Genomic DNA, 5,067 nt, shown 5'->3' on the forward strand with positions numbered 1-5,067 from the left:
GGGGATGGCGGCGGCCTGGGGCGCCGGGGAGGGCTCGGCCTCGGGCGCCTCGCTGCTCACGCCATCGGCCTTGATGGGGAACGTGGTCTGGCACCGGGCACACTTGAGCTTCGCGCCCCCGGGCGGGATCCGCCTGTCATCGATGTTGTAATTCGTCTGGCACGACGGGCAGGAGACTTTCATTGTTTTCCTTCGACGAGACCGGCTGGCGCGCGCACGCGCAGCAATGAATGGGGCGGTGCGATGGTCCGCGCGGCGCGTGCAGGCTAGCAGAGGCGTTTCAAGCCCGGAAAGAACGCGCCCCCGGGCGGAGAGTCGTCACCCGGCCGGGCAGGAGGGCGGGCGCCCGCCCCTACCGACAGTGTGCGTTCGTTTTCCAGCCCCCCGGACGAGGTGGTAGACCCGGCCCCGCATGGATCCCATCGTCATCCTGGGGGCCGGCCTCGCGGGCCTGTCCACCGCGCATTTCCTCAAGCGCCCCTGGCGCCTCATCGAGAAGTCGGACCGGGTCGGCGGCCTCATCAAGACCGAGGTCATCGACGGGTGTTACTTCGACCCCACCGGTCACTGGCTCCACCTGCGCGACCCGGAGGTCCAGGAGCTGGTCAACACGCTCTGGCTGCCCGACCAGATGGTCCGCATCCAGCGCCGGGCCGCGGTGTTCTCGCGCAGCACCTTCACGCGCTTCCCCTACCAGGTGAACACCCACGGGCTGCCGCCCGACGTCGTCGCGGAGAACCTCGTCGGCTACGTGGAGGCCATCTACGGGGAGAAGGGCCGCGCCCTGCGCGAGCGCGAGCCCGTCAACTTCGAGGAGTTCATCCTCCGCTACATGGGCGAGGGCTTCGCGAAGAACTTCATGCTGCCCTACAACCAGAAGCTGTGGACCGTGCACCCGCGCGAGATGTCCGCCGCCTGGGTGGGCCGCTTCGTGCCGCGCCCCAGCCTCAAGGAGGTCGTGGACGGGGCGCTCGGCGCCGGCAGCGATCAGCTGGGCTACAACGCGTCGTTCCTGTACCCGCGCGAGGGCGGCATCGAGAGCCTGGCGCGCGCGATGAAACACCACCTGCGCGGCGGTGAATTGAGCGTCCACACCGAGCCCGTCTCCATCGACTGGAAGGCGAAGCAGGTCGTGCTGTCGGACGGGCGCACGCAAGGCTACTCGGGGCTCGTGTCCTCCATCGCGCTGCCTGGACTGGTGCAGTTGATTGCGCGCGGCGCCTCCGGGGTGCCGGAAGAAGTGCAGGCCGCGGCGAAGCGGCTGCGGGCCTTCACCGTCACGTACGTGTGCGTGGGCGTGAAGGGCGCGAACCGTCAGCCCTGGCACTGGATCTACCTGCCGGAGCCGGAGTTCAAGTCGTACCGCATCGGGTCGCCGTCGGCGGTGTACTCGCCCCTGGCCCCCGCGGACACGGCCAGCTTCTCCGTCGAGTTCAGCCACCACGGCGAGCTGTCCCTGGCCGACGCGGAACGGCACGCGGTGGAGGACCTGCTGCGCTCGCAGATGATCCACTCGAAGGACGACGTCCTCTTCGCCCGGGCCCGGGAGATCCCCAACGCGTACGTGCTCTACGACGACGCGTACGGTCCCGCGAAGGCGGAGGTGGCGCGCTTCCTGGAGCACGCGGGCATCCTCACCGCCGGGCGCTATGGGCAGTGGGAATACTCGTCCATGGAGGACGCCATCCTGGGCGGGCGGGCCTGTGCCCGGACGCTGAACGGCTAACGCGAGGGGTCATCTCCCTGTCGACGGGTGGGTTGGGGCCGTGCTACGCCGCAGGCCTACCTTTCGCTTCCCGGACCCATGGCCCTGCACCTCTCCGTCGTCATCCCCGTCTACAACGAGGAATCGATCATCGCCCAGGCAGCCGCGGAGCTGAGCCAGGGGCTGGATGCTCGCGGGCTGGACTACGAAATCATCTTCGCGGAGAACGGCTCGCGCGACGCGACGCCCCGGATCCTCGAAGAGCTGTGCTCGAAGAACCCGCGCCTGCGCTGGTTCCACTCGGAGACGCCCAACTACGGCGTGGCGCTCAAGGCCGGCATCCTCAAGGCCCGGGGCACCTACGTGGTCTGTGATGAGATCGACCTGTGTGACCTGACCTTCTACGACTCGGCGCTGCCCCGGCTGGAGCGCGGCGAGGCCGACATGGTGGTGGGCTCCAAGGCCGCCAAGGGCGCGAGCGACCAGCGTCCGCTCGTCCGCCGCGCGGCCACGCGGGTGCACAACAAGCTCTTGCGCGTGGCGCTGGGCTTCCAGGGCACGGACACGCACGGGCTGAAGGCGTTCCGCCGGGAAGCGTTGCTGCCCGTCATCCAGAAGTGCGTGGTGGACATGGACGTGTTCGCCAGCGAGTTCGTCATCCGCGCGTGGCGCGAGGGGCTCAACGTGATGGAGATCCCCATCCAGCTCCACGAGAAGCGCCAGCCGTCCATCCACCTCTTCCGGCGCGTGCCCAACGTGCTGAAGAACGTGGGCAAGCTGTTCTACGTCATCCGCATCCGCGGGACCTGAAGAGGGAGCGCTCCATGTCCGCGGTGCGCCTGGCGTCCATCTCCGTCGACCTGGATTCGCTGCCGCACTACTGCCGGATCCACGGGCTGCCCGAGTCGCTCCTGGACGCGGAGGCCCGCACGTTGATCCACCGCGTGGCGGTGCCCCGCTTCCGCGACCTGCTGGCCTCTGTCGGCGCGCCCGGGACGTTCTTCGCCATCGGCGAGGACCTGGAGTCGGACCCTGGCGCGGCGGACGCCATGCGGCAGGCCCACGCGGCGGGCATCGAGGTGGCAAGCCACAGCCATGCGCATGACTACGCGCTCACGCGGCGCGGCCCCACCGCCATCGCCGAGGACCTGGCGCGCGCGGACGCGGCCATCCTGAAGGCCACCGGCGTGCGGCCCTCGGGCTTCCGCGCGCCGGGCTACACGCTGAACGCGGACCTGTACGCGGCCACCGTGGCGCAGGGGTACCGGTATGGCTCCTCCGCGTTCCCGGCGGCGCCGTACTACGCGGCGAAGGCGGCGGTGATGGGGGCGCTCGCGGCGATGGGACGGCCCTCGCGTTCCGTGCTGGACACGCCCCGCGTGCTGCTGGCGCCGCGCGTGCCGTACCGGCCGGACCCCGCGCGGCCCTACCGTCGGGGCACGGGCGCGGTGGTGGAGCTACCGATGACGGTGACGCCGTTGGTGCGCTTCCCGTTCATCGGCACCTTCGCGGCCACGCTGCCTCGCGGCACGATGCGCGCCGCGTACCGCGCCTGCCGGGCGGATGCCTTCTTCAACTTCGAATTGCACGGCGTGGACGTGCTGGACGCGGCGGATGGCATCCCGCCTGAGTTGGTGCGCCAACAGCGCGATCTGCGTGTGAGCGCCGCCAAGAAGCAGGAGCGGCTGCGCAGCGTGTTCCAGTGGCTGAAGGACGACTTCGACGTCGTCACCCTGCGCGACGCGGCGGGACACTTCACTGCGACGCTCTGAGCCTCCGGTGGGGCATGGCGCCCCGTGGCTTGGAGGCCACTGCGACGTCGTGAACCTGCGCGACGTGGCGGAACAGCTTTTCGCGATGCGCTGAGCCGCTGGCGGGGCACAGTGCCCCGTGGCTTGGAGGCCACTGCGACGTCGTGAACCTGCGCGAGGAAGCGGGACAGCGCTCCGCGACGCCCTGATCAGCGCGCAGCCTTCAGGGCCTTCCAGTCCGCCTCGGCCTGATCCGCGTAGGCCCGCGCGAAGGCGGTGAGCCGCTTCGTGGCCTCGGCGGTGTCGTCGCCCAGCCAGGCCTCCAGGCGCGTGGCCTGCTCGCGCGTGTTGCCATGGGCGCGGGCCAGCACCACGCCCGCCTGTTCAAACGTCGAGCGCAGCGCCTTCTTCTTCGCGAGCGCGGTGTCCTCCAGCTTGTTCTTCTCCGGCTCCACCTCGCGCACCAGGAACGCGCGGCCGCCCATGCTCACCGCGCCCGTGAGCGGGTTCGCGTCTCCGGCCAGCGCCTGCTGCGCCTTCATGACCCCCTCGCCGTTCGCGGGGACCGGCGGCGACGTCACCCCGGACGCGAGCAGCTCCTTCAACTCCAGCAGCACGGGCGGTGCCTTCGGATCCGCCGCACCCACGAGCACGTAGTCGCGCTCCAGCCCGTAGCTGCTGCCTCCCGCGTCCAGTCGCTCGGCGAGGTCCAGCACCCGCAGGGGGACCGCCACGCCCTCGGAGCCCTGGAGGGACTTCTCATACGAGGCCAGCGCCGCGTGCACCGCGCCCTTCCTCGCCGCGTCCAGGGGCTTGAGCGTGTCCGTGTGGAGGAAGCGTGGGCCCTTCGCGCCGTCGAGCTTCACGTACTTCGCCAGCAGGTCCTTCGCGGACGTGTCGCGCGCCTGGCCGATGAGGTCCTTCACCGGCCCAGACGACTCCTTCTTCGTCAGGAAGGCCCCCGGGTTCGCATCCCCGTCCGCCAGCAGGTCCAGCGTCTGGAAGTAGCCCTCCGCGAGCGCCTCCACCGCCGAGGCCTGCTCTCCGGGCGACAGGCCCGCTTCGCGCGCCGTGAGTACCGCGCTGGCCGCCAGCCGCGTGAGGTCCGCCTCCGGCGACGCCGTGCCCGCCTGGTCGAAGTCGTTGAGCCCCCACACCGCCTTGCCCTCCGGTCCCCGGAAGGTGCCCAGGTTGCCCACGTGGGCGTCACCCACCACGAGGATGTCCGGGGCCGGCCGGTCCACCAGCTTCGCGGCCTGCGCATACGGGCCCCGCAGGTCCGCGTGGAAGAGGGCGGGCATGGCACGGAACATCGCCGCGGGGCTCTCGCGCATCATCGCGAGCTTCTCCTTCAAGCGCGCGGGCGGCAGGTCCAGCCGCGCGTTGAAGTCGCGCACGAAGGCCACCGCCTGGGCAGGCTGCCGCGCGAGGCCGGCCGAGGCGGCCCGCGCCAGCACCGGGGCGTTCGTGACCACGGCGCTGCCGGCCCGTGACGAAGTGGCCTGGGGTTGGAAGTCGCTGGCCGCGGAGGCCGTCCGTCCCGAGGCCGTGGCACCCGCGGAGGCCAGCGTCAGCATCGTCGCGGCGACGGTGGAGCCCGGAGCGGAGGTC

The 5,067-nt window shown here is 70.9% G+C and carries 5 protein-coding genes; 3 read left to right on the forward strand and 2 right to left on the reverse strand.

The genetic code is table 11. The features are described from left to right. Nucleotides 1-183 (reverse strand): zinc-ribbon domain-containing protein (locus tag D7X12_RS39080; RefSeq protein ID WP_208719570.1); only part of this gene is annotated, 183 nt, incomplete at its 3' end. A 229-nt stretch (nucleotides 184-412) separates the two neighbouring features. Between D7X12_RS39080 and D7X12_RS39085 the strand changes: the two genes are divergently transcribed. The 3 genes from D7X12_RS39085 (at nucleotide 413) to D7X12_RS39095 (ending at nucleotide 3,477) form a co-directional block, all read left to right on the forward strand. After that, the gene (locus tag D7X12_RS39085) at nucleotides 413-1,726 is read left to right on the forward strand and encodes a protoporphyrinogen/coproporphyrinogen oxidase (protein ID WP_120630241.1); all 1,314 of its coding nucleotides are present in this window, start codon (nucleotides 413-415) and stop codon (nucleotides 1,724-1,726) included. A 78-nt stretch (nucleotides 1,727-1,804) separates the two neighbouring features. Continuing rightward, nucleotides 1,805-2,515: a glycosyltransferase family 2 protein gene (locus D7X12_RS39090; RefSeq protein ID WP_120630242.1), complete on the forward strand. Its 711-nt coding sequence runs from the start codon at nucleotides 1,805-1,807 to the stop codon at nucleotides 2,513-2,515. A gap of 23 nt (nucleotides 2,516-2,538) precedes the next feature. Then, the gene (locus D7X12_RS39095; protein WP_208719572.1) at nucleotides 2,539-3,477 is read left to right on the forward strand and encodes a polysaccharide deacetylase family protein; all 939 of its coding nucleotides are present in this window, start codon (nucleotides 2,539-2,541) and stop codon (nucleotides 3,475-3,477) included. A 188-nt stretch (nucleotides 3,478-3,665) separates the two neighbouring features. Here D7X12_RS39095 and D7X12_RS39100 read toward each other — a convergent pair. Beyond that, the coding region (locus D7X12_RS39100) for a DUF2252 family protein (protein WP_147443940.1) at nucleotides 3,666-5,067 on the reverse strand (1,402 nt) is incomplete at its 5' end.

It is taken from the genome of Corallococcus sicarius (assembly GCF_003611735.1).
GTDB classification, from domain to species: Bacteria; Myxococcota; Myxococcia; order Myxococcales; family Myxococcaceae; genus Corallococcus; species Corallococcus sicarius.